The sequence below is a fragment of the Marinobacterium mangrovicola genome (assembly GCF_004339595.1).
GTDB lineage: Bacteria > Pseudomonadota > Gammaproteobacteria > Pseudomonadales > Balneatricaceae > Marinobacterium_D > Marinobacterium_D mangrovicola.
On the sequence record NZ_SMFU01000008.1, the window covers coordinates 657238 to 677708 of the forward strand.

Sequence of the window (20471 nt, forward strand, 5' to 3'; positions counted from 1 at the left end):
AACCCAGAATTCAGAGATTTCAGGACAGCAGCATGAAATTCAGTGAACACTGGTTGCGCGAACTGGTGCAGCCCGAAATTGATACCCAGACACTGGTCGATCAGCTCAGCCTGTCGGGACTGGAAGTCGACGAAGTCGAGCCGGTCGCCGGACAGTTCAGCGGCGTTGTCGTTGGCGAGATCATCAGTGCTGAACAGCACCCCAACGCCGACAAACTGCGTGTTTGTCAGGTGTCTGACGGTAGCGAAGAGTTCCAGATCGTCTGTGGCGCGCCCAATGCCCGTGCCGGCATCCGTGTGCCTTTCGCCAAGGTAGGCGCCGTCCTGCCGGGCGACTTCAAGATCAAGAAAGCCAAACTGCGTCAGGTTGAGTCCTTCGGCATGCTGTGCGCCGAAGACGAACTGGGCCTGTCCGACGACCACGCAGGTCTGATGGAGCTGGCGGCCGATGCGCCGGTTGGCACCGATATCCGTGAATACCTGAAGCTCGATGACCAGATCATCGATGTGGATCTGACCCCGAACCGCGGTGACTGCCTGAGCCTGGTAGGCATGGCGCGTGAAGTGGGCGTGCTCAACAAGGTACCGGTTGCGGAAGTGGACTGCGCTGCCGTAGCGCCGCAGATCGACGACCAGGTGGAAGCCAAGCTGCTGGCCGCAAACGGCTGCCCGCGTTATCTGGCTCGCGTGATCCGCAATATCAACCCGGGTGTTGAAACCCCGCTGTGGATGCAGGAAAAGCTGCGCCGCTCCGGTGTACGTACCATCGATCCGGTGGTTGATGTCACCAACTACGTACTGCTCGAGCTGGGCCAGCCGATGCACGCGTTCGACCTGAACAAGCTCGAAGGCGGTATCCAGGTGCGCATGGCGGAGCAGGACGAAGAGCTGACTTTGCTCGACGGCCAGGAGATCAAACTCAACGCCGATACCCTGGTCATCGCCGACCAGTCGAAAGCGGTGGCGATGGCGGGCATCATGGGTGGCGAACCCACCTCCGTGACCGGCGAAACCACCGATATCCTGCTGGAAAGCGCCTTCTTCGCGCCGCTGGCGATCGCCGGCCGTGCCCGCAGCTACGGTCTGCACACCGACTCCTCACACCGCTTTGAGCGCGGTGTGGACTGGCAGCAGCAGCGTCGCGCCATCGAGCGTGCTACCGCGCTGCTGCTCGATATCGTTGGCGGTGAAGCCGGTCCTGTGACCGAAGCAGTCTCCGAAACCGATCTGCCGGAAGCGGCTCAGGTGACCCTGCGTCACGATCGTGTCACCTCCATGCTGGCGCTGGAAATTCCGGCGGAAGAGATCGTCGAGATCCTGACCCGTCTGGGTCTGTCGCTGGAAGTCAGCGGTGATCGTCAGTGGCAGGTCAGCGTACCGAGCTACCGTTTCGACATCAGCCTCGAAGTGGACCTGATCGAAGAGATCGCCCGTGTCTACGGTTACAACAATCTGCCGTCACGCACGCCGCTGGCAGAGCTGCCGATTGCGCCGAAGTCTGAAGCGCTGGTATTGCAGGGCCGCGTTCGCAGCCACCTGATCAGCCTGGGCTACCAGGAAGCGATCACCTACAGCTTTATCGAAAAAGGCCTGTCTGCTCAGTTTGATGATCAGCACGAGCCGATGGCGCTGGCCAACCCGATCTCTGCCGAAATGGCGGTGATGCGCACCAGCCTCTGGCCGGGTCTGGCCAAGGCGCTGCAGTACAACCAGCATCGTCAGCAGCCGCGTGTGCGTCTGTTTGAGATCGGTCAGCGTTTTGTGCCGGGTGACGAAGGTCTGCAGCAGCAGAACGTGGTCGCCGGTATCATCTGTGGCTCGCGTCAGCCGGAAGGCTGGAACGGCGGCAGCGACAAGGTGGACTTCTTCGACCTGAAGGGCGATGTGGAGTCTCTGCTGGGTCTGGGCAGCTGTGCCGATCAGTTCAGCTTCGCTGCAGAACCCCATGTGGCGCTGCATCCGGGCCAGAGTGCCGCTATCCTGCGTGGCGGAAAAACCGTTGGTCGTATCGGTGCGCTGCACCCGAGCCTGCAGAAGTCTCTGGACCTGACCGGCCCCGTCTTCCTGTTCGAAATCGAGCTGGATGCGGTGATCGAAGGGCAGGTGTCACGCTTCAGTGAACTGTCCAAGTTCCCTGAATCCCGTCGCGATCTGGCGGTGCTGATGAACGTGGAAACTCACTTTGCGCAACTGCGTGAAGTGGTTGTCGCCGAGGCCGGAGAGTACCTCAAACAAGTGACTCTGTTTGACGTCTATCAGGGCCAAGGTATTGAACCGGGACGAAAAAGTCTGGCACTGGGCTTGACCTGGCAACATCCATCACGCACTCTTACTGATGAAGAAATAAACAGCGCAGTGAGTGCTGTGGTTTCCGCTCTGGGCACAAAGCTGGGAGCGGTCCTAAGAGATTAAGACAGGATGGTGTCATGAGCTCTTTGACAAAAGCGGATATGGCGGAGCGTCTGTTCGAAGAACTGGGCCTCAATAAACGTGAAGCTAAAGACATGGTTGAATCTTTCTTTGAAGAGATTCGGGCGAGTCTGGCGTCAAATGAGCATGTGAAGCTTTCGGGTTTCGGCAACTTCGACCTGCGCGACAAGCGTCAGCGTCCGGGCCGAAATCCGAAGACTGGAGAGGAGGTCCCGATCTCGGCACGCCGGGTCGTGACCTTCCGTCCAGGACAAAAACTCAAGGAACGTGTAGAAGCCTATGCCGGACAACAGTCCGACTCAGAATGAGCTGGAGCCCATCCCCGGCAAACGCTATTTCACCATCGGCGAAGCGGCTAAACTCTGTGATCTCAAGCCCCATGTACTGCGTTACTGGGAGCAGGAGTTCGATCAGATTCAGCCGGTCAAGCGCAGTAACCGACGCTACTACCAGCGTCAGGATCTGCTGCTGATCCGCCAGATTCGCAGCCTTCTCTACGATCAGGGTTTTACCATTGGCGGCGCCCGCCAGTGGCTCAAGGGCGATAACGCCAGCGACGATACCAAGCAGTACCGTCAGCTGCTCAAACAGACCATTTCCGAGCTTGAAGATATTCGCGATCTGTTAAAAACAGTGCGATAAAAAAGCTTCACATTATCAAACCCTTAATGTAATATGCGCATCTCAAATCGGGACCTAAGGGTCTCCGCCTAGTCGGGGCGTAGCGCAGTCTGGTAGCGCACTTGCATGGGGTGCAAGGGGTCGAGTGTTCAAATCACTCCGTCCCGACCATTTTAATCAAAGACTTATTCAAGTCTTGCTTCACAATTACCTTCTTTTATTTCATCTTGTCCGGTATCTGTCCGGAAACCGCCGCGAAGGGTGTATACCTGTCTGGAAAGGTTCATTGCTTCGGTGTTATGACCGAGTGGTCACTAGCCTGCTAAAACAGGTTTCGTGGTTCTAGCTCCTGCTGATGCTCCGCCTCGAGAGCTTCCAAACCTTCTTCTGGTTCGAGCATTAGAGGGTTGCGTTCCGCCTGCTGCCGTGTGGCAGTACACCGGGTACCCGGCCGCTTTTAGGTCGTCCCTCTTTTGCCACAACCGTTCCTGAAGAACGTATGCCAACGGTTCGGTGAGTTCTAGGGTTTGTAGCCGTGACCACATTGTCGGGCTGCCGTTCTCCCATGTATCTAGTATCTGCTGGTGAAGGACTTGGTTGTGCATTACCTCCTCGTCCTCCAATAGTTGCTGGTGTTCCTTCTTTATCTGAGAGTCCCAGGCTAGAGTTTGTTCATCCATCGTTGCCGCCGCGATTGTTTGCGTATTCGGGTACTGTAGCATTGCTTCTAGATCTTGCTCAGTGAGGTAGCTCCAGATAGTCCCGGCAGTTTGTTAGGAAACGGTGACCACTACACATGGTTCTGCGGTCTTGTTTGCGTGTTTTTTTGGGGAGTCAAGAAACTGTCCTAGTCTCGCCCTTATATGGGCCCTATCGCACTGTTAGTCTGTCGCTATCATGCCGTAATTTGCTGTTCAGAATGGCCCTTATCTGGCCCTAATTCACCTTTTTATAGGCCCAAGAAACGGCTCCTTGTCGGTTGCTTCCCTCGCGTATTGATGTCCGAAAAACCTTGCCTAATCCTTGCTTCTGGTCGCTGTTCCAGCTCTAACAATGGCGGGTTCAGCAGGGCTGGATGTTTACAAATGTTGACATTGGGCCGGTGTCTGTACGGTTAATCTACGCGAGCTAATCCCTACGTTCCTATTTCTAATTCGCCGAGGTGGCCGGAAGCGTCGCAGCGCGGTTAGTAGTGAGTCCTGTCAGGTTCTCGTAGGGAGATACTATGTCAGTTCGTATTAGTTCGCCTTTTCTTTGTTGAGGCGAACTAATGGCGTGTGGTCTTATGATTTCAAGCAACCGAGGAGACCATCACATGCCTGCTACTTATGTACTTAAGCCTGAAATTATCAAGCACCTGCGAAAACAGCGGAAGCTCAAGCAATTGGTTGTAGCGAATTCTATAGGGATAACAGAGCGCGGTTACCAGAAGGTCGAGAAGACCGGCCGCACTACACCCGGGAACGCAGAAAAATTGGCCCAAGTGTTCGACACCTCTTTAGCTTTTTTGAAAGGGGATCAAGAACTACCGCTCTATAGTTCCTACTGGTTTTATACATCCAAAGATGAGCGCCAAAACAAAGCGGGTCGAATTCTTTATGGTGACAGAGAGGTGTGCGGTGAGGTCGATAGCTTGTCATCACAAATCGCCCCTTATTTCCCATCAGAAAAAAATGAGATCAGTGTTTCTCTTAGCAAGGATGATCAAGGTTACTTTTTATCAGTGACAGGGGGCCGTTCAGGCGAGTTCTGGATGCGTTGGCGACGTGTGGAGCTGGATTTAGATCGTGGCTTAGTGTGGACCTATGAGAGCGAGTGGGAAGCTGGCTTCATGCAGAGAGCAATTGATGATCTGCTTTTTAATGTTAGTACTCGCTATATACGCTACGGGGACTCAATGCCACCAGCCGGAATGAAGGAGGTCTTTTGTGTCGATGTGATAACCAAGGAGTTCCTTGGTAAGGGGCAAGGAATTTTGGAGAAACATATTGGATGGAAGAGCTTTGATGAGGAATCATCAGTAACCAACTTCATCATAAAATTCGTAAACGAATTCAATCCGAGTGGTTACGAAATCAAAGATGATTTTCTTAGGACTGAAAGAGGCTGCGTACTAATCTCACTAACACCTTTCTTGAGTCTGCGAGATCCGTCTATTCCATTTATACCTGGAACCATCCTCCAAATCAGGCGAAGTTGGGTTAACGAAGAGGGGGGTATCAAAGGTTGTGCCCCTTGGCACCGAAGGTCGATCGAATGCTTAAAGCAGCAGATAAGGGAGGGGTGCGAGCAAGATAGGGGGCAGGGAGCGCGCTCTCGCATGCCCGAACTGCCGTTAGAACCAGGTCTCGGGGAGATCCTGCAATAGCAAGATTGACCCCGGTAATTTGTAAGGACATCGATATCTGCTCATAGAGAATAGAGCCCATGACTGATCATCTAACGGTAACCAAACAAACAACTCTCGAAGAGGCCACCCGGAAGTCCAGCGAGGGGATACGGAATGCGCTCAAAACGAAGAACTATGAGTCTGTATGCCTGCAAGTCGGCAAGTACATTGAGAATCTAATTGGCCGTCTTAGCTGTTCATCTATAGGGAGGGGATCTGTAGCGGCTAGACTCGATGTGGCGCTTTCGAACAAGGAGATGAAGCCTCTGCTAGCGTATAACCTAAAGGCAGCGTGGGAGTTGCGGCACCTGGCAGCGCACAATAGCTCTTGGATTTTTAGGCGAGAAAATGCTCTCACTTCTATAGTCGCGTTCAACGGTGCGATACGCTGGTTTTTCGGTCCCTATCAAGCTCGACAGCAAACCAAAGGACTTTTCGATATACCGAATCAAAAAATGGAAGACTCAAGGTATAACGGTATGGTTGTTTTCAATAAGAAGCCATTGGAGCTTCAGGACGTTGTAGACAGCTCTACGGCTCAACAGTATTTCAACGAATCTTTCGGTAGTCGAAGGTTTCTGGTGGACTTGGCTGGATGCTTTTCCTATCTGCTGGAGTCAAAAGGATTTTTGAATGAAAGCGATACAACCGTTGGAGACTTCAAGGTAGCGGCAAGAAATTTTTTGAAAGCAAAAGGCCTAAAACCTGAAGAAAATATTTCGTTCAGATCGATCTGTATTTACTACAAATATCGTGGCAGGAAGACCTCTATCAACTCTCCTGTTAGTCCAAATACCCTTAAAGATATACTTTGGTTTTTGAATCTTGAAACCAAAGCGCTGGTAGAGGATTTCCAATCTCTACTCGACCCGCCAGACAAGGAGTTTATCCATCGAGTCTGTATAAATGTCTAGTTCGGGGGTAGGACCCGCGTTTGAAGTGTCGTTCTTATTACCGGGGCGAGGTGTCACCATCAGCCCCTTTAACTGTTTGAAATTATCGGTTCAATAGCTCATAGAGTCACATAGCCACTAGAGATGAAGGTTATTCCGCCGGCCAGTAGACTTTAACCAGGGGTAGCAACCGTTGTCCCTCAATATCGAACTTCTCATAGTTTGCTACCACCAGATCAGCCAATAGGTCGATGTCGATCAGGGTCACAGGAATGGTGGCCCGCTCGGCTTCATAGCGGGCTTCTCGGGTGAAGCCGCCGGTGCTGATAAACAATCCCCGGTCACCTTCGCGCAGGGCCCCGATAAAACTGCGGATCGGATTAGAGCCCATACTGCCGTTGCGGTGTTTCACTTCGGCCTTGATACGGGGCTCGGTAAGGCCAAGGCCATCTGGTGAAGCCAAGACGTCTACACCGCGATCCGGGCCTCTTGCGGAAACCCGTGTTTGGTAACCCATGGCACGGAGGAGGGCAGCGGTGAGTTCTTCCATTTCTTCCGGATCTAGGGCCTGGATTTTGTCCTTGATAAGTTCATGGCCACGGGAGACAACTTCCTCGCGAAGTAGCTCGAACTCTGCCTCTACTGTCGGTATGTCGTCTGTAAGCGAAGGTGTCTGAGCGGGCTTTCCTGCTAATCTGTCCTGTACCTCATCGATCACAGTCCCCGAGAGTGAAAAGACCGTCAGAACCGAGCCCATGCTGTTACGGGTGGATTGGGTGAAAAGGTCTCTGGATACTCGGCCGAGCCACTTCACTTTACGAATGTGTTGGAACTCGCCTACCTGCTCTGTTTCTGGTCGGAACTCATACTGCCCCAAGTCTTCGCCTACAAGATATTCCCTGTGTTCCTGGCTATAGGTGATGAGCAGGTCGCCCTGTTGGATGTCATCGCGGAACTTACGAATCATGGCAATCGCATTTGCGGTGCGTCCCGGTTTAGCATTACCGAAGTATTCCACGTAGGCATCCCGCAGCGCTTCATTGCTGGTGTACTGGCGAAGATCGCCCAGATTATTCCAGCCTATAGCAACGCAGTTTGCTTCCTTGAAGTCGTTGAAATAGCGTCCGCCGTTGCCGGCACGAATCATCCAACCGTGTTTCATATACACTCCATTTCGCTCAGTCCTTGTGCTTGATTGCAGATGGTTCGAGCCTCATTGCGTGTTAGCAGTATGCCCCGGGGTTTAAACATTTCCAGTCGCTGAGGGAAGGGCTTATATGGCCTGCTATAAACCATTAGCTCAGGACTCCTCATGCTATGAATTCAGTCGACGGGCACGGTACAGTGATGTATTCAAACACCTGCGGGGGCAGATTTCTGTTTGATGCCTGATTGCATACTTGCCCCAACACCATCGCGTCGGAAATCAAACATATTCATTCTGAACGTGTTGATTGTTACTTGGTCGTTTCCGCTTGAGTGGGAGATTAGACGCTCGTGCCGCTTGTCATAGGGAGCCATGGCATAGGAGCCGCCGTATTCGCCTGTATTCACCAGCACCACGTGCTGGTACATGTGGTAGTGAAGTGCCTCTACCATTGAGTCAAAAGTGTTAACGTCGCGGTTTAGGGCAGGTATTAAGAGCGCATTGGACTTGTCACGAAGGTCCGCGCTCAGTGCTATGTCTGTAGAATCGAAACAAATAGCTGCGCTTAGACAGAATCCTTTTTCATTTGGAAAGGCTGGGTGGGCAAGTTCCAATATTAACTGATACGGACGCCAAGGCTGGATTCCCAACTTAACCTCCGGGGCTGTCATATGGTGCTTACCCTGAAAACGTTGGATCTCGTTGTTGTTGCCGTTGTGTTTTCTAGGAACAATCCAAACAGCACAGTTTTTAGGTTGTTTAGAGCCTGGCTGCTTTATGAATCCAAGCCCTGCCACAATGATGGCATGGGTCTTTCTGGATAAGTGAATCAGGATATCCATATCATCTTGGTGAACCGCTAATTCTGGTAGTACGATGAGGTCAATGTTTTGCTCCCGCTCGCCGTTGGTCGGCTTATCGAGGTGCTGAGCTTCGATATGTTTGGTTACCAGTTTTGCGACACGTGCTATGTGGCGTCGGTGTTTGGTCCGGTATTCAGGATCATCAAGGAATTGACCATGTTCAGCAAAGTCCTGTTGCCTAGGCATCTTGGCTTGGACCATGGCGACCACTAGATCTTTTTTGGACTTGTCCCAACTGGGTGAAACCAATTCAGGCAGACCAGGCATACTGGATTGTATGCAATAAGCGTCTTTAAGCTCGTTCAGCCGTTTATCAACCAGCTTACTAACACTTTCTACAGAAAGCTCGATCGGCCAAGAGTAACCTTGATCATTGACACGGATACCTGGCCATTTGAGAAGCTTGGAGAGGAGCGTAGTAAGCCAGCCTGAGAACTGAGCAGCCTCACCTGCTAATGCTTCAGGTGTTGTCAGTAAGCCGATCTGTCTTTTGAACTGAGTTGTCTTTAGGCCGCGGTAGCCAGTCTTGGGAGCGACGCTTGTCCCAAAACCTGTCGGGTCACCTAAGCCTGATAGCACTGCTCGCACACACAGCGCGATACGTTGAAGAATGAAGGTGTCGTCTTGCTGGGAGTGGAGGTGACCAGCAGCCTCTGACAGAGCTTTGTTGAACTCAAGGTTTATTGAAACTTCAGCATCGAACACATTGAAAGAGGGGGAGGCTGATAATTTATCAAACTTTACTTTTGTCTTTGCCAAATCGATGACTTCGTCTTTTTTACTCGTATCAAAAGAGGCACTTTTTCGTAGCAGAGACCTCATTAGCTTCAATGCCATTATTTCATTGCCGAACGGATTGTCTGGCCTTGCTACAAGCTTATAAAGGGAAATGTAAGAAGTAATATCTTCCAGTTTTTTGGCTGAAGGTCTTGTATTTATGTAGAGCTTTTCAATTAACGCTTGGACTTTTTCTGAGTCAAGCCAGGAATACTTTAATGCCCGAGCATGGAGTACGAGTGAACGAAGAAGAGTCGCATCCTGAATAGCTATAAGCTCAAGTATCTTTGGGGGATTTTTATGATCATCAAGAAGGCTTGATGCTGCGCGTAGAAGCGGCTTGATATCCTCAATAATCTGACTGGAAATCACTATAGCTGTCGCTATATCCCGGTCGGTAGCATCCTTGTCTAGGCTTATCTTCCTGAATCCATTTGCGAGTTTGAAAATAAGGTCATGGAACCAGCATCCTGAGCTGCCTTCCAACGTTGTGTCCATTCTCACAAGTAACAGGAAGCGTGCTTGCGCCGCAAGAAAGTTGAAGCCTTCTGGTTTAGCATTTTCTGGCGACGATGAAGCTGTTTCTTCGATAGAGCTAATACGTTCCTCAAAGGCTGTTTCGTCGATAGCATTAGACTGCAGAAGTTCGAAGAATTGATCTATATCGGCATGAGCCGGAACAGCCTGGCGGTCTTTACGGTGAATAACGGTTGCGGCATGCCGATAGATTTCAGCGAGGCAGTAGGTACCAATTGCAGCTTGAGTTTGTGACTGCTTTGACACGATGTGGCGCCACGGACTAAATGGTATCTCTCTGAGATACTGAAGTTGCTCTAGTATTGGCTCGAGCAACTTGGTACTTGGGAATAACTCGATCCCTTTTTTTAGGAGTAGCACCAGGGCAGGGTCTCGACTCCAGCATGCTATGAGTCTTCGGGCTAGCCTCTCTTGAAGATAATCCCAATCTCCTGGAATGGGTTTACCATTCTCATCGGTTTTTCGGGATGTAAAGTGTCGCATGCTATTTAAAAGCTTTGATATTTTATTCGCAGCAAAGCGTTTCAATGTATCCTCGCGGACATCGAACATATCCTTCTCTATTGCCGCAAGCCGGTTGTAGTATCCATGACCATCGGACTGATTTTGTTCCTTGCTTTTAGATAGAGCAAGCAACGATTCCAATTGGTCAAGATGAACTTCGGTGTCATCATAAGATATTGGGCCAGAAACGCTGTTTTGAATATCTTCAAGGGTTTGGGAAATTCCAACAGACTTTCCTCTGAAAACTTCAACCTTGGTCTTGTTAGGGTTAGATTCCAGATTTAGTTCATCGAGTAGAGGGATTGTGATATCGAGTAATGCATTCTTTATTATCTCCAAGTATGTCTTTGAACTCTTTGACTTCCCAAGTTTTTCTTCTATCTTGTTTCGATTAGGACCTACGAGAACAAAACGCATATCATCGACATAGCGACAGTAATCAACTAGTCTAATGTCATGGTGTTCACAAATAATATGACCTATTTTTTCCTTCATCCGGTCATCAAAATCTGACATGTAAATGTTAGCTAGAAAACCAGATGCGACTAATCCTTGAGGTAGTCCAAAAGGTGCTTTTGGGCACTTCTCTGAAGAACAAATCTGTTTGAATTTTTCATTGGAATCAACGGACCATTCCCAGTCTTTAAATGCTGTGAATATGTTTTTTCTGACTTCGGTTTTTTGAATTAAGTTGCCTTCTTGCTTTTGAGAAAATTGCGCAATTTTTTTCACAAGAAGTGGCCGCTTTATACAGTCAAAAAATTGAGAAATATCGAGTTCTACTAGATATACCTCTTCCTCATCAGATTTATCTTGTATCTCATTTTTGGCAAAGTAATATGGCCTTTCCAAGAATTTTCGGTAGTCCGTGAAAAATTTACTATAGGTGGTTGTTGCGCCATAGCTGTGTTCAGCTTCGTCGTCTTTATATCTGCAATAGAGCCTATTTCCGTAGCTAACGATTCCTTTTTTATGTACTTCATCGTAGCTAGTTGACGGGTCACCCTGTTTGCTTTCGACCTCGTTGGCAAGGCACATCATTACGAGTGTCATGATTGTCTGCTCGCGTATGCTTATATGGGCGAGGGGCCGTAATTTGAGAGGGCTATCTTCTACTGAGTGATCGTCATCAGGATCTAGGTTTTGAAAATTTAGGTTTTCGGGCTGCCAGGTTAGCCTGTATTCAGATAACTGCAGGGGATCATTATCCTGCTTCACAAACTCCCAAGGATGAGACTTAGGCGCCGGTACGAGTTCGAGTGGTGTAAAAGTGAGCTCATCTTTAACTTCTTTAGCCCACTCATCACAGCGATTAGCCAAATCAATGGATGACGTATCGAGTTCGAAGTGATCAGCATACCAGTTGGTTGTGCGGATATACTCGTGTGCCTTCTTCCAGGCGAGTGCAAAGAGTAGAGGATCGGTCAAGTAATCATCATTTAATGCGAGCTTTTCGTACTTTTTGTCTAATACAGGCATTGCGTTGTCCTTAACTAATCGCTTTTTCCACTATTACTTCAGCCAAATGGCATCGGGTCTCGCATAGGGGTATCTCACCAGCGCTCAGGGTATCCCAATGGAGTCAGTTTCTGAAGCTTAGCTAATTAGCCTGTTATGGTTAGCGGGAGGGTAGTTTACTGGTGGCTGTTTGAAGTCTCCGGGTCGGGACTAATGCTTCAGCCAGACGTTTGGTCAGTCGTCACTATTTTCCGAGTGTAGTGAACCTCAGTTACCCGCCCGGCTTCTTCGTTGTAGGTGTCCAGATGTTTAGCGCTCCTGTCCCGCTTCGCGCATGATTTGATCACTTCTCTTGTCGCCGAAACCAGCGACCAGCATTTATTCCCATACTCTGAAGTTCGTGCACGATAGATAGCAGCTATCTTCTCAGGTACTGTTGCATACACCATTTAATAGCCATTCAATCCGTGCTGTTATTTTCATGCCCATTCCTTGACCTTCCAATCGTGGGAAGGTTTATAGTTGCCAGTATCAATATGGAATGTTTCTAGGAGGCAGCTGATGAACACCCAGTTAAAACCGAATCAGTCGCCCGCGTCATCGATAAGTCTGCCCGTCGAGGGCATGAGTTGTGCCTCATGCGTGGGGCGCGTGGAAGCGGCACTGAAAAAGGTCGATAACGTTGAAGAGGTCGCGGTAAACCTGGCGACCGAGCGTGCCGATATACGCTCCAGCAAGCCGCTGGATCGCCAGTCACTGGTTGAGGCGGTGGAGAAAGCGGGCTACTCGGTACCGGCAACGACCACCGAGCTTGCTATCGAGGGGATGAGCTGTGCGTCCTGCGTCGGCCGGGTCGAGCGCGCGCTGCAGGCGGTGCCAGGCGTTGTGGAAGCCAACGTGAACCTGGCGACGGAAAAGGCCAGCATACGCGGTAATTCCAGTGTCGATACGCTGATCGCTGCGGTGGCTGATGCCGGTTATGAGGCCAGCGAGATCGATCAGGGCGGTGCCGTTGCCGATGACAGCAGCGAGAAAAAAGATGCCGAGCTGGCGGGGCTGAAACGAGATCTGACCATTGCGGCGCTGCTCTCCCTGCCGGTGTTCCTGATAGAGATGGGCTCACACCTGATTCCCGGCGTGCATAGCCTGGTGGCTAACACCATCGGCATGCAGATGAGCTGGTACATCCAGTTTGTGCTGGCCACGCTGACGCTGTTCGGGCCGGGCCTGCGCTTCTTCAAAAAAGGCGTGCCTGCGCTTCTGCGTGCGGCGCCGGATATGAACTCCCTGGTGGTGCTCGGTACCTCGGCGGCCTGGGGATATTCCGTTATCGCGACCTTCTTCTCCGGCGTGCTGCCTGAAGGCACGGCTAACGTTTATTACGAGGCCGCTGCGGTCATCGTAACCCTGATCCTGCTCGGCCGTTTCTTTGAAGCCCGGGCGAAAGGGCGTACCTCCCAGGCGATCAAACGCCTGGTGGGTCTGCAGGCAAAGACCGCCCGCGTGCACCGTGATGGCAAGACTGTTGAGATCGGTATTGGTGAGGTTCAGCCGGGGGATACCGTTGAGGTACGTCCCGGTGAGCGTATACCGGTGGACGGCGAGGTGATCGAAGGCGACAGCTATGTCGACGAGTCGATGATCACCGGTGAGCCGGTGCCGGTATCCAAAAGCAGCGGCAGCCCGGTGGTGGGCGGTACCGTCAACCAGAAGGGTGCGCTGACGTTCAAAGCCACGGCTGTGGGCGGCACCACTGTTCTGGCGCAGATCATCCGTATGGTGGAGGAAGCGCAGGGTTCCAAGCTGCCGATCCAGGGTATGGTGGACAAGGTGACCATGTGGTTTGTGCCCGCGGTAATGACAGCGGCGCTGCTAACCTTCCTGGTCTGGTTCTTCGCGGGGCCAGAGCCAGCACTGAGCCTGGCGTTGGTCAACGCGGTGGCGGTACTGATCATCGCCTGCCCCTGCGCCATGGGGCTGGCAACACCCACATCGATCATGGTTGGCACCGGACGTGGCGCCGAGATGGGCGTGCTGTTCCGTAAGGGTGAGGCGCTCCAGCTGTTGCGGGACGCGAAAGTCGTCGCGGTCGACAAGACCGGTACGCTGACCGAAGGCAAGCCGGCACTGACCGATCTGCAGGTCGCCGAAGGGTTTGAGCGCAGCGATATCCTGGCGAAAATTGCCGCGGTGGAATCCCGCTCTGAGCACCCCATCGGGCGTGCCATCGCTGAGGCGGCAGAAGCGGAAGGTCTCAGTATTCCTGCTACCGAGAGCTTTGAGTCTGTCACCGGTTTTGGTGTCAGGGCTCAGGCGGAAGGCGTGTCCGTGGATATCGGTGCCGACCGCTATATGAGCAAACTCGGTCTGGATGTGGACCTCTTTGCTGAAGAGGCGGCACGTCTGGGGGATGAGGGTAAATCTCCGCTTTATGCCGCGATTAATGGAAAACTGGCGGCGATCATCGCCGTATCGGACCCGATCAAGGAATCCACTCCCGATGCGATTGCAGCACTGCATTCACTGGGGCTCAAGGTCGCGATGATTACCGGTGATAACCGCCGCACCGCCGAGGCGATCGCCCGGCAGCTGGGTATCGATGATGTGGTTGCCGAGGTGTTGCCGGAAGGTAAGGTTGAGGCGGTGAAAAAACTCAAGTCCGAGCACGGCAAACTGGCCTTTGTGGGTGATGGCATCAACGATGCGCCGGCCCTGGCGGAAGCCGATGTGGGTATGGCGATCGGCACAGGCACCGATATCGCCATCGAAGCGGCGGATGTGGTGCTGATGTCCGGTAGCCTGGGCGGTATTCCCAGTGCGATCGCGCTGTCACAGGAGACCATCCGCAATATCAAGCAGAACCTGTTCTGGGCATTCGCCTACAACACGGCGCTGATTCCGCTGGCGGCAGGGGTGCTCTATCCGGCCTTTGGTCTGCTGCTGTCACCGATCTTTGCGGCGGGCGCCATGGCGCTCTCTTCGGTCTTTGTGCTGACCAATGCGCTCAGGTTGCGCCGCTTCAAGGCGCCGGTGCAGGCAGCCTGAGCGCAAAACGGCTTTAACCGAACGCATTGGAAAAGAGAGCGGTGACTATGAATATTGGTAAAGCGGCAGAGGCCTCGGGCGTTTCGGCGAAGATGATTCGCTACTACGAGTCGATCGGGCTGATCCCTGAGGTGTCCCGCACCGAAGCCGGCTACCGGGACTACTCCGATAAAGATGTGCACCGGCTGCGCTTCATCCGTCGCGCCCGCGATCTCGGCTTTTCGGTGGATCAGATGGCGGAGCTGCTGGCGCTTTGGCAGGACAGAGGCCGGGCCAGTGCCGATGTGAAACGGATTGCGCTGGAGCATGTGGCTGAGCTGGAACGCAAGGCGCGCGAGCTGATGGAGATGAGCCAGACTCTCGCGCACCTGGCCGGCAACTGCCACGGCGATGATCGACCGGATTGCCCGATCATCAATGTGCTGTCTGAGCAGGATGGTTGTGAGGACGGTTGTAAGGACAGGGAGCCCGATGCGGCCGGGCATTGCGGAGGGAAGGCTGATCAGAGCCATGAACATGCGCAACCGCGTTTTGGTAAAACCGGTATTGAACCGGATCGAAAACGGCGGCACGGGTCGGACTGATCTCTGCTCGCAGTAGAGCGCCAGGAACAAGAAAGGCCGCCCGGGATTTAATCGCGGGCGGCCTTTTTAATGCTGGGCTCCGGCAGTGCAACTCTTCAGCTCTCCAACGCTTCATCTCAACGGAAGCCGAAAGCCGGGAGTTAGGCGTCAGGCGTTGATCGCCTGGTTCTCGTAACCTGCTTCCAGGATGGCTGCGCTGATCGCTGCAAACTCAGTATCGCTGCTGACGGTCACTTCACCTTTATCAAGATCGGTGGAGACCTCGGCCTGAGGGTCCAGGCCCTTGACCGCTTTCTCAATCGCAGAAACGCAGTGACCGCAGGACATGCCGGTAACTTTCAGTTGGTGCTGCATTTCAAACTCCTTCATTGGTTCGACAATGAAACGATAAACCTTCCAACTCTGGTAAGGTCAAGATCTGCTAAAGCCTGTAGCTCAGATCCTGTAGTTGACCCCAGTAGTTGAGACCCAGTAGCCGGTCGGAATTAAATGAACAGCAGTTACGATAGGGTGGATCGAATTTCGCTGCATTGACCGCGATTAAATCGCTGCAGAAAACGGAGTGATTTGCTTGCTGGCGAGTGTGCTCGTCTCACATTTCTGGGCCCAGGCCCCGATTTCTAATATCGGCTCCTGGCTGAACTGTCTTCCCTGGCTTAATCTCTCGCGTAAATCGATCTATTCCTCAACGCTCTGCAATGGCCGATATCCCAGCTGCTCAGAAATCGCTTCCCCGGCCAGTTTGAGATCCTCTACCCACTCGCCCCGGCGTCGTTCGATGGGGGCAGACAGGGAAAGCCCCGCCACCGGCTGGTTGGTGTGATCGTAGATCAGCACGCCGATACAACCCACACCGATCTCCGCTTCCTCGTTATCCAGGGCATAGCCCCGCTCCACGGAGGCAAGACACTCATTGGTCAGCGTCGGCAGCGAGGTAAAGGTGTTGCGGGTGTAGGCGGGCAGGTTGGTGCGCTGGGCGTAGCTCTCGATCTCCTTTTCGCCGCCCTTGCCCAGCATCAGTTTGCCGACGCCGGTCACGTGCAGCGGGGCGCGGCTGCCGATGATCTGGTTCACATGCATCATGCGGTTCGGTGTGGCCTTGTCGTAGTAAACCACCGCATCGCCTTCGCGGATCGTCAGGTTGATCGTCTCGCCCAGCTGGTCGCGCAGCTTGGTCATGTAGGGCATGGCCACCGCTCTGAGCTCGATATCGGAGTGGATGCGGTTACTGAGCTGAAGCAGGCGCTGACCCAGGCGGTAGGTGCCGTCGCCGCTGCGTTCCACAAAACGATTATCGATCAGCGAGTGCAGGATTCTGTAGGCGGTGGAGGGGTGCAGGCCGGCATCGGCACTCAATACCTTGAGCTTGACCGGTGTCGAGTAGCGGGAGATTACATCGAGCAGTGTCGCCGCCCGGTCAATGACCTGGATGCGCGCTTCCGGTTTTTCATCAGACATTGGCTGCCTCGCTTTCACGGTTTCGTTGTTATCGTTTTGATCCTCCTCAAGTTACCACAATGCAGTAATAACAAGCAGCTTTTCACATTGTGAAAATCAGTGATTTTACCCATTCTAAAGATATAACCCCTTTATAAACATTAGCTTAAGTCGAATAAGCTGATTTTTTGGTCAGTTTTCATAATATGAAAATCGTTGCGTATTGCGGAATGAGAGTGGGCTCCCTAAGGTGAATCACAACTTCAGCGCTGACTCAGGATCGATTTGAAAGTCGAGTCGGGTCGCGCAGCAGAGCCAAGCAATAAGCCCAGGCAAGACACCCGGGCGGTTAGATAGCCAAACAAACAAGAAAGGGCGAATCACCATGTCAGACCAGAACCCCGTTTTTATTCCCGGCCCGACCAATATTCCTGATCGGTTGCGCAACGCCATGCATATCCAGACCCGCGATCACCGCGCGCCGGATTTTGTGGAAACCTTCGCGCCGGTGCTTGAGGACTGCAAGCGTGTATTCGGGACAGAAACCGGGCAGGTGATAACGTTCCCCGCAAGCGGTACCGGCGGTTGGGAAGCCTCCATCTGCAACACCCTGTCTGCCGGCGACACCGTTCTGGTTGCCCGTTACGGCATGTTCTCCCACCGCTGGATCGACCTGTGCCAGCGTCACAACCTGGAAGTTCAGGTGATCGATTGCGAGTGGGGCTCCGGTGCACCGGCTGACCTGTTCGAGCAGGCGCTGAAAGCCGATACCGACAAGACCATCAAGGCGGTTCTGGTCACCCACAACGAGACGGCCACCGGCGTTAAAAGCGATATCGCCGCCGTGCGTCGCGCCATGGATGCTGCCAGCCACCCGGCGATGCTGTTTGTTGACTGCGTAAGCTCCCTGGCTTCCATGCCGTTCCATATGGATGACTGGGGCGTTGATATCGCAGTGTCCGGTTCGCAGAAAGGTTTCATGCTGGCCACCGGTATGGCGATTCTCGGTGTCAGCCAGAAGGCGCTGGCGGCGATGGAAACCGCAACCCTGCCGCGCACCTTCTTTGACTTCCGCGACATGATGGCGGCCAACGCCAGCGGCGGCTTCCCTTACACGCCGCCGCTGCAGCTGATCTACGGCATGCGCGAGAGCCTGAAGATGTTGCTCGAAGAGGGGCTGGATAACGTCTACGCCCGTCACTTCCGTCTGGCGGAAGGCGTTCGTAAAGCGGTAGAGGCCTGGGGCATGAAGCTCTGCGCCCAGTCACCGGAACTCTACTCCGACACCGTCAGCGCGATCTATGTACCTGAAGGCTTCGACAGTAACGAGCTCACCGAGCACGCCTTCAACGCCTACGGCGTCTCTTTCGGCATTGGCCTGGGCGAGATGAACGGCAAGGCGTTCCGTATCGGGCACCTGGGTTCGCTGACCGATGTCATGGTGCTGTCGGGCCTGGCCACCATCGAAATGGCGATGGCGGATCTGAACTACCCGTTCGAGCTGGGCTCCGGCGTGCGTGCCGCGCAGGAATACTACCGCGCCACCGCAGCCGCCAACCAGTAAAGGAGGAGTGTCATGAGCGAAACCGAGATGACGATCCCGACCTATGACGATGTACTCATCGCCCATGAGCGGATCAAGCCCTACATCCACGAAACGCCGGTGCTGACCTCGCGTTTCCTGAATGAGCTGACCGGCGCGAAGCTGTTCTTCAAGTGCGAGAACTTCCAGAAGGCCGGCGCTTTCAAGGTGCGCGGTGCCAGCAACGCGGTGTTCGGCCTGACCGAGGAGAAAGCCAGGCTTGGAGTGGCCACTCACTCTTCCGGCAACCACGCGCTGTCGCTCTCCTACGCGGCAGGCCAGCGCGGCATTCCGGTCACCGTGGTGATGCCACGCACGGCACCCCAGGCGAAGAAAGATGCGGTGATCGGCTACGGCGGCAAGATCGTCGAGTGCGAGCCATCTACCAGCTCGCGCGAAGCAACCTTCGCCGAAGTCGTGGCTGAGACCGGGGCCGAGTTTGTGCACCCGTACAACGATCCGCGCGTGATTGCGGGTCAGGCGACCTGCTCCAAGGAGCTGCACGAACAGGTGAAAGACCTGGACGCAGTGATCGCCCCGATAGGCGGTGGCGGCATGATCTCCGGTACCTGCCTGACCCTGTCGAACATTGCGCCGGAAGTGAAGATCTACGCCGCCGAGCCACTCAACGCCGATGATGCCGCACGCTCGTTCCGTGCCGGCCATATCATCGCCGACGATGCACCCGATACCGTGGCCGACGGCCTCAAGGTGCCGCTGAAAGATCTGACCTGGCACTTCGTCAGCAACCATGTCACCGACATCCTCACCGCCACGGAGGAGGAGATCGTCGATGCCATGAAGCTGATCTGGAAGCGGATGAAGATCGTCATGGAGCCCAGCAGCGCGGTACCCCTGGCGACCATTCTGAAGAACCCGGAGATTTTCCGCGGCAAGCGGGTAGGCGTGATCATCACCGGCGGCAATGTGGATCTGGACAAACTGCCCTGGCTTAACACTCAGGGTTGAACGGCTGATAACGAATCAAAGGAGATAATTAATGAATGCAAAAACCGATTTCTCAAAGCTTGAAGTTGGCTACGACGTTCCGGCCGTTCCGGGCATGGACGAAGCCGATATCCAGACCCCTTGCCTGATCCTCGATCTGGATGCCCTGGAGCGCAACATCAAAAAGATGGGCGACTACGCCAAGGCTCACGGCATGCGTCACCGTGTGCACGGCAAGATGCACAAGTCCGTGGATGTGGCCAAGCTGCAGGAAGAGCTGGGCGGCGCCATCGGCGTCTGCTGCCAGAAGGTTTCCGAAGCCGAGGTGTTCGCCCGCGGCGGCATCAAGGATGTACTGGTATCCAACCAGGTGCGTGATCCGCAGAAACTGGACCGCCTGGCACAGCTGCCGAAACTGGGGGCGCGCACCATCGTCTGTGTCGATGACATCGACAACGTGGCCGAGCTGTCTGCCGCTGCCCAGAAGCACGGCACCGAGATCGAGTGCTTCGTCGAGATCGACTGTGGCGCGGGCCGTTGCGGTGTGACCACCACCGAAGCGGTGGTCCAGATCGCTCAGGCCATTGATACGGCTGCCAACCTCAAGTTCACCGGTATCCAGGCCTACCAGGGCGCCATGCAGCACCTCGACACCTACGAGGCGCGCAAGGAGAAGCTGGATATCGCCATCGCCCAGGTTCAGGACGCTGTGGATGGCCTGAAGGCAGTGGGTCTGGAGCCGGAACTGGTCTCCGGTGGTGGCACCGGCTCTTACTACTTTGAGAGCAACTCCGGCGTCTACAACGAGCTGCAGTGCGGATCCTACGCCTTCATGGATGCCGACTACGGCCGCATCCTCGATAAGGACGGCAACCGCATCGACAAGGGGGAGTGGGACAACGCCCTGTTTATCCTCACCAGCGTGATGAGCCACGCCAAGACCGACAAGGCGATCTGCGATGCGGGCCTGAAGGCTCAGTCCGTGGACAGCGGCCTGCCGTTTATCTTCGGTCGCGATGACGTGGAGTACATCAAGTGCTCCGACGAGCACGGCGTGATCTCCGATCCGAACGGCGCGCTGAAGGTCAACGACAAGCTGCGTCTGGTGCCGGGGCACTGCGATCCGACCTGCAACGTGCACGACTACTACGTTGGCGTTCGCAACGGCAAGGTCGAAACCCTGTGGCCGGTATCTGCCCGCGGCAAGGCGTACTGATAGCCTATCAGCCGCTCTGCAGGGCAGGGCGGCAGCGCTCA

Annotated in this window: 14 protein-coding genes and 1 tRNA gene; 11 read left to right on the plus strand and 4 right to left on the minus strand. The window is 53.9% G+C overall.

All coding sequences use genetic code 11. From position 1 onward, the window contains the following. Nucleotides 1–32 precede the first annotated feature (32 nt). The 6 genes from pheT to CLV83_RS11490 all read left to right on the plus strand — a co-directional run bounded on the left by pheT (nucleotide 33) and on the right by CLV83_RS11490 (nucleotide 6353). Entirely contained in the window at nucleotides 33–2411 is a 2379-nt protein-coding gene (gene pheT, locus CLV83_RS11465) for a phenylalanine--tRNA ligase subunit beta (RefSeq protein ID WP_132292078.1), read from the plus strand. A 14-nt stretch (nucleotides 2412–2425) separates the two neighbouring features. Next, nucleotides 2426–2737, plus strand: coding sequence for an integration host factor subunit alpha (gene ihfA, locus CLV83_RS11470; protein WP_104003271.1), 312 nt, complete (start codon nucleotides 2426–2428; stop codon nucleotides 2735–2737). Then, a complete protein-coding gene (locus tag CLV83_RS11475; protein ID WP_132292081.1) occupies nucleotides 2709–3071 on the plus strand; it encodes a MerR family transcriptional regulator in 363 nt (120 codons plus the stop codon). The genes ihfA and CLV83_RS11475 overlap by 29 nt, the downstream gene beginning before the upstream one ends. A 73-nt stretch (nucleotides 3072–3144) precedes the next feature. Next, nucleotides 3145–3221 (plus strand) — tRNA-Pro (locus tag CLV83_RS11480). Between the two features lie 1144 nt (nucleotides 3222–4365). After that, the gene (locus tag CLV83_RS11485) at nucleotides 4366–5418 is read left to right on the plus strand and encodes a helix-turn-helix domain-containing protein (protein ID WP_165900287.1); all 1053 of its coding nucleotides are present in this window, start codon (nucleotides 4366–4368) and stop codon (nucleotides 5416–5418) included. A 59-nt stretch (nucleotides 5419–5477) separates the two neighbouring features. Continuing rightward, nucleotides 5478–6353: a hypothetical protein gene (locus CLV83_RS11490; RefSeq protein WP_132292087.1), complete on the plus strand. Its 876-nt coding sequence runs from the start codon at nucleotides 5478–5480 to the stop codon at nucleotides 6351–6353. A gap of 130 nt (nucleotides 6354–6483) precedes the next feature. Here the strand turns inward: CLV83_RS11490 and CLV83_RS11495 are convergent, their stop codons facing one another. Together CLV83_RS11495 and CLV83_RS11500 are read right to left on the minus strand one after the other, a co-directional pair. After that, nucleotides 6484–7494: a restriction endonuclease gene (locus CLV83_RS11495; protein WP_132292090.1), complete on the minus strand. Its 1011-nt coding sequence runs from the start codon at nucleotides 7492–7494 to the stop codon at nucleotides 6484–6486. 191 nt (nucleotides 7495–7685) lie between these two features. Further along, entirely contained in the window at nucleotides 7686–11639 is a 3954-nt protein-coding gene (locus CLV83_RS11500) for a reverse transcriptase domain-containing protein (RefSeq protein WP_132292093.1), read from the minus strand. A gap of 540 nt (nucleotides 11640–12179) precedes the next feature. Here CLV83_RS11500 and CLV83_RS11505 point away from each other — a divergent pair. Both CLV83_RS11505 and cueR read left to right on the plus strand, forming a co-directional pair. After that, nucleotides 12180–14663 carry a heavy metal translocating P-type ATPase gene (locus CLV83_RS11505; protein WP_132292096.1) on the plus strand — a complete coding sequence of 828 codons (2484 nt, stop codon included), beginning with the start codon at nucleotides 12180–12182 and terminating at the stop codon, nucleotides 14661–14663. A 47-nt stretch (nucleotides 14664–14710) separates the two neighbouring features. Then, entirely contained in the window at nucleotides 14711–15247 is a 537-nt protein-coding gene (cueR, locus tag CLV83_RS11510) for a Cu(I)-responsive transcriptional regulator (protein WP_132292099.1), read from the plus strand. A 147-nt stretch (nucleotides 15248–15394) separates the two neighbouring features. On the opposite strand, the gene CLV83_RS11515 is transcribed toward cueR, so the two are convergent. Together CLV83_RS11515 and CLV83_RS11520 are read right to left on the minus strand one after the other, a co-directional pair. Next, a complete protein-coding gene (locus tag CLV83_RS11515) occupies nucleotides 15395–15601 on the minus strand; it encodes a heavy-metal-associated domain-containing protein (RefSeq protein WP_132292102.1) in 207 nt (68 codons plus the stop codon). Nucleotides 15602–15925: 324 nt separating this feature from the next. Further along, on the minus strand, nucleotides 15926–16705 hold the full coding sequence (locus CLV83_RS11520) for an IclR family transcriptional regulator (RefSeq protein ID WP_132292105.1): 780 nt from the start codon (nucleotides 16703–16705) through the stop codon (nucleotides 15926–15928). Nucleotides 16706–17069: 364 nt separating this feature from the next. Between CLV83_RS11520 and bhcA the strand changes: the two genes are divergently transcribed. The 3 genes from bhcA to bhcC are packed head-to-tail and all read left to right on the plus strand — an operon-like array spanning nucleotide 17070 to nucleotide 20430. After that, on the plus strand, nucleotides 17070–18248 hold the full coding sequence (bhcA, locus tag CLV83_RS11525) for an L-aspartate--glyoxylate aminotransferase BhcA (protein WP_132292108.1): 1179 nt from the start codon (nucleotides 17070–17072) through the stop codon (nucleotides 18246–18248). A gap of 12 nt (nucleotides 18249–18260) precedes the next feature. Then, entirely contained in the window at nucleotides 18261–19235 is a 975-nt protein-coding gene (bhcB, locus tag CLV83_RS11530; protein WP_165900288.1) for a beta-hydroxyaspartate dehydratase BhcB, read from the plus strand. A 31-nt stretch (nucleotides 19236–19266) separates the two neighbouring features. Next, entirely contained in the window at nucleotides 19267–20430 is a 1164-nt protein-coding gene (gene bhcC / locus CLV83_RS11535; RefSeq protein WP_132292111.1) for a 3-hydroxy-D-aspartate aldolase BhcC, read from the plus strand. Nucleotides 20431–20471 lie beyond the last annotated feature (41 nt).

What these genes read in the sequence shown, in the direction of transcription:
- pheT (WP_132292078.1), top strand. Translation starts at nt 33, where the DNA reads ATGAAATTCAGTGAACACTGGTTGCGCGAACTGGTGCAGCCCGAAATT.
- ihfA (WP_104003271.1), top strand. Translation starts at nt 2,426, where the DNA reads ATGAGCTCTTTGACAAAAGCGGATATGGCGGAGCGTCTGTTCGAAGAA.
- CLV83_RS11475 (WP_132292081.1), top strand. Translation starts at nt 2,709, where the DNA reads ATGCCGGACAACAGTCCGACTCAGAATGAGCTGGAGCCCATCCCCGGC.
- CLV83_RS11485 (WP_165900287.1), top strand. Translation starts at nt 4,366, where the DNA reads ATGCCTGCTACTTATGTACTTAAGCCTGAAATTATCAAGCACCTGCGA.
- CLV83_RS11490 (WP_132292087.1), top strand. Translation starts at nt 5,478, where the DNA reads ATGACTGATCATCTAACGGTAACCAAACAAACAACTCTCGAAGAGGCC.
- CLV83_RS11495 (WP_132292090.1), bottom strand. Translation starts at nt 7,494, where the DNA reads ATGAAACACGGTTGGATGATTCGTGCCGGCAACGGCGGACGCTATTTC.
- CLV83_RS11500 (WP_132292093.1), bottom strand. Translation starts at nt 11,639, where the DNA reads ATGCCTGTATTAGACAAAAAGTACGAAAAGCTCGCATTAAATGATGAT.
- CLV83_RS11505 (WP_132292096.1), top strand. Translation starts at nt 12,180, where the DNA reads ATGAACACCCAGTTAAAACCGAATCAGTCGCCCGCGTCATCGATAAGT.
- cueR (WP_132292099.1), top strand. Translation starts at nt 14,711, where the DNA reads ATGAATATTGGTAAAGCGGCAGAGGCCTCGGGCGTTTCGGCGAAGATG.
- CLV83_RS11515 (WP_132292102.1), bottom strand. Translation starts at nt 15,601, where the DNA reads ATGCAGCACCAACTGAAAGTTACCGGCATGTCCTGCGGTCACTGCGTT.
- CLV83_RS11520 (WP_132292105.1), bottom strand. Translation starts at nt 16,705, where the DNA reads ATGTCTGATGAAAAACCGGAAGCGCGCATCCAGGTCATTGACCGGGCG.
- bhcA (WP_132292108.1), top strand. Translation starts at nt 17,070, where the DNA reads ATGTCAGACCAGAACCCCGTTTTTATTCCCGGCCCGACCAATATTCCT.
- bhcB (WP_165900288.1), top strand. Translation starts at nt 18,261, where the DNA reads ATGAGCGAAACCGAGATGACGATCCCGACCTATGACGATGTACTCATC.
- bhcC (WP_132292111.1), top strand. Translation starts at nt 19,267, where the DNA reads ATGAATGCAAAAACCGATTTCTCAAAGCTTGAAGTTGGCTACGACGTT.